Annotated in this window: 4 protein-coding genes; 2 read left to right on the top strand and 2 right to left on the bottom strand. The window is 61.9% G+C overall.

Annotated elements, in window-relative coordinates; genetic code table 11:
- On the top strand, window positions 1–534 hold a 534-nt coding region (locus tag AC1DJN_RS21440; protein ID WP_478040160.1), incomplete at its 5' end, for a DNA polymerase.
- A gap of 72 nt (window positions 535–606) precedes the next feature.
- Here the strand turns inward: AC1DJN_RS21440 and AC1DJN_RS21435 are convergent.
- Together AC1DJN_RS21435 and AC1DJN_RS21430 are read right to left on the bottom strand one after the other, a co-directional pair.
- Window positions 607–966: a hypothetical protein gene (locus AC1DJN_RS21435; RefSeq protein WP_442252354.1), complete on the bottom strand. Its 360-nt coding sequence runs from the start codon at window positions 964–966 to the stop codon at window positions 607–609.
- 551 nt (window positions 967–1,517) lie between these two features.
- A complete protein-coding gene (locus tag AC1DJN_RS21430) occupies window positions 1,518–2,441 on the bottom strand; it encodes a LysR family transcriptional regulator (protein ID WP_442252353.1) in 924 nt (307 codons plus the stop codon).
- A gap of 96 nt (window positions 2,442–2,537) precedes the next feature.
- On the opposite strand from AC1DJN_RS21430, the gene AC1DJN_RS21425 reads away from it, so the two are divergent.
- On the top strand, window positions 2,538–2,975 hold a 438-nt coding region (locus AC1DJN_RS21425), incomplete at its 3' end, for a type 1 glutamine amidotransferase domain-containing protein (protein ID WP_477750732.1).

Below are 2,975 nucleotides of genomic sequence, written 5' to 3'. Positions count from 1 at the left end.
GTCTATGAGCTGGTAGCAATTGAGATTTTTGGTGATCCGGCGTTTCGTAAGCAAGGAAAGAGGCTGTTCTTATCCTATGCATATGGAATGAGGAGAAGAAATCTAATAGACGCCGCAGTGGGATATGGTGCCGCCCGAGATAAAGCTAAGGAGTTCTTTAAGAAATTTGTCAGATTCGAACAATGGAAGTCGGAGATCCACACCGAGTTCCACAAATCTGGAAGGGTTGGTACCGCATTTGGGAACTTTCTTCGGCGTTCGTCTACGCTCCCGTTGAGTGAAAAGGAAAAGCGTTCTGCGGTGAGTCAAGTTGTTCAGGGAACCGCATCTCTTATATTTAAGAAGGCGCTTATAAAAATGAGCCTTGATAAAAGGGTTGCTTTGAAGATTCCTATGCATGATGCTGTTTTGTTTGAGCACTCGCCTGAATTCAATCCAAGCGAGATTGTTAATCTATTCTCTGGGGTGATGGCAGAGCATTTCGATGGGGCCATCCAGGGAAAGGCTGAAATCGCCGCTTATGTGCAGAATTGAGTGCTTTCCTCGGATGAGGACAGAGCTCGTCGATGCTCCAAGACGTGTGCAGTAGGGCAATTTCCATGTTAATCATTCGCCCGGCCTAACCTCCCGACAAGCCCACTCAGCCAACCCCCGGCAAGCCAGAAACAGCCCATCAACCACCCCCTCATCCAGATGCCGCTCTGGTTCCGCTGCCACCCGGCAGCGGTCGGCCGAGTGCAGCACCTCAAGCACCGTCAGCAGCCCTACCAACGCGCGCTCGGTTCTTGCCAGGCTCACGCGGCGGCCGGGTGACACATCGTTCTCCGGCCAGGGCAGCCCATCAGCCCCCTCGCATCCGCGCATGCGCTTGAGAATGCCCAAGAAGGTGCTCAGGTCCGGCAGTGGCGTGTCGTCGTTGATGGGCTCAACAGCGGCGTACGAGGAGAAGGTTTCGGATTCGCTCATGGCGTCGGTTTCCTTGGCTGTGCTTAACAGCGCCACCGCGTAGGCGGGGTGGCGGACGATGCGTGGCTGCAAACCGGATGAAGCGACGTCATAAGCCGGTGAGCCCGAGGACTCCCACGCACCGCCCGCCATAAAGGCCGACGGATTGCCCGCCGGCACCGGTTAAGGACGGTGCCGACGGGCAAGCGTAAACAACAGACGTCGCATTCTTCGGGTTTGCAGACCCGGCCACCCGTTGTCGGTGGCGCGCCATGGTGTTTACGCCGTCACTCCGAATGCAAATCAAAATTCGCGAAGAAATCGCGGAATTCGAGAGCGAATATCTATTGTTGCACGCGCCCTTCGTGCAGCACGCGACGCCACAAGACGCATTCGTGCAGATGCTCTACTGATTGCGAATCAAAGTGGCGCAATCGCCCATGCCGCAAGCGAATAGTGCGATGGCCTTCTTTGCAACAGTTCTTAGTCCGCATCGGGTGGCCACGCCGCCTGATTTGCCGCGTGGTCCGAAAATCGGTTCAAACCCGACATCGCAAGTAGGCATCGCATCCTTAGCCGACGCCGTCCTCAGCCACCGCCGCATGCCCCACCAGCAACTCAATCATCGCTCGTGCCGCCGCCGACTGGCGCCGATGCGGTGCATAGATCACCGAGAACGGTCGCGATCTCCCCCGCAGCTGCGGCAGCACCTCCACCAGCTGCCCACGCTGCAATCGCTCGCGCACGATGAACTCATAGCTCTGGCAGATGCCGATGCCCTGTTCGGCCAACGACACCACGCCCAGCACATCGTCGGATGTCTCGATGGACGAACGCGGCAGCCAGTCCACGTCGCGCCCGCCGTCGCGGAAGATCCACGGCGCCAACCGCCCGGTGCGCGGCATCACGAAGGGCAGGCACAGGTGCTGCTGCAGGTCGTCCAGCGTCTGCGGCGTGCTGCGGCGCTGCAGGTAGCCCGGCGCGGCCACCAGCAGCAGCGGCGCGTCTTCCAGCTTGCGCGCCACCAGCCCGCTGTCCGGCAGCTGGCCCAGGCGGACGGCCAGGTCGAAGCCTTCGGCCACCAGGTCCACGTTGCGGTTGGTGATGTTCAGTTCCACCTGCACCTGCGGGTACTGCTGCGCAAAGCGCGCCAGCACGGCCGGCAGCCGGTAGTGGCCATAGGTGGTGGGCACGCTCAGGCGCACGCGGCCGGCCAGCGCACCGTCCTGGGCCAATACGTCGCGCTCGGCGTCGTCCAGCAGGCCGAAGGCGGTACGCACCTGTTCCCGGTAGAGCCGCCCGGCGTCGGTCAGGCCCACGCGGCGGGTGGTCCGCTGCAGCAGCTGCCGGCCCAGCCGCGCTTCCAGGCGGGTGACCGCGCGGCTCAGCACCGAGGGCGTGGTGGACAGCGCGACCGCGCCAGCCGTGAACGAGCCGTGCTCGACCACCGCCAGGAACACCTCCACATCGCCCAGGTAGTCGAACTTGCGGCTCATTTTGCTCTCCGGGGAACAGATGTTTTGCGATGGGGCCAATTTATCGCCGCTGGGGCGATGAATAAAGTGGCCGCCATTCCCCAATAGGAGCTCCCCATGAACCTGATGACCCGGCTGGCCGCAGCGCTGGCCCTGACCCTGGCCGCCAGCGGCGCGCATGCTGCCAACGTGCTGGTGGTGCTGTCCGACGAAAACCACCTGGACCTGAAGGATGGCAAGGTGCTGTCCACCGGCTTCTATCTCAACGAGCTGATGCAGCCGGTCAAGCTGCTGCTGGACGCGGGCCACGAGGTGACCTTCGCCACGCCGCAGGGGCGGGCACCGACGGTGGATGCGTCCTCGGTGACGCCGGCGTACTTCGGCAACGACGCCGCGCAGCTGACGCTGCACAAGGACCTGCTGGAGAAGCTGGCGCTGACCTCGCCGACGGCTTCGCCGGTGGTCAGCCTGGCGCGCATCGAGCAGCAGGGTTACGCGCGTTTCGATGCGGTCTACATTCCCGGTGGCCACGCGCCGATGCAGGACCTGCTGAAG

The organism is Stenotrophomonas sp. 05L414_2, assembly GCF_056397905.1.
The sequence above is the reverse complement of the archived record's forward strand: the minus strand, read 5'-3'. Positions and strand labels throughout refer to the sequence as shown.